This window comes from Ruminiclostridium hungatei (genome assembly GCF_002051585.1).
GTDB lineage: Bacteria > Bacillota > Clostridia > Acetivibrionales > DSM-1351 > Ruminiclostridium > Ruminiclostridium hungatei.
On sequence record NZ_MZGX01000096.1, the window covers coordinates 1 to 534 of the forward strand.

Sequence of the window (534 nt, forward strand, 5' to 3'; positions counted from 1 at the left end):
GGTTCTCATCTTCTTAAAACGTATTTCATTTGAATTTCAAAAATCCTATTGAATTCTTTACATCCATCTGAAACGCATTCTTCGATACATTATTCAGTTCTCAAGGTTCAAACGAACCACAGGTTCGTCGGTGTTTCCACCTACTTTTTTTACTTTACATATCGTAAAGTATGGTGGGCTCAAATGGAATCGAACCATCGACCTCACGCTTATCAGGCGTGCGCTCTAACCATCTGAGCTATGAGCCCATCCTAAAACAAAGCTATAGGAACTATTCTTCCGCTACACTGAAAATCATTTAATCGGCAGACACATCATATGTATACTACTCTATTATTGGTAATCCAGTATATTATAGACTCTGAAAACTAAACAGTGACAATTGTAAAGAACTTGTAAGACAATGCTTTCCGGTCGCTGCGAGCTTCGCTCAAGCTGCTTCCTTCATTATCTTCGACCTAAAGATACGATTCATCTCAAACCTTCGTCTGCTTGAATCCTGTCTCCTTAGAAAGGAGGTGATCCAGCCGCACC

At 39.9% G+C, this 534-nt stretch carries 1 tRNA gene; it reads right to left on the reverse strand.

The annotated features are described in order from the left end of the window. Window positions 1–171 precede the first annotated feature (171 nt). Window positions 172–248, reverse strand: a tRNA-Ile gene (locus tag CLHUN_RS21720). Between the last annotated feature and the right edge of the window lie 286 nt (window positions 249–534).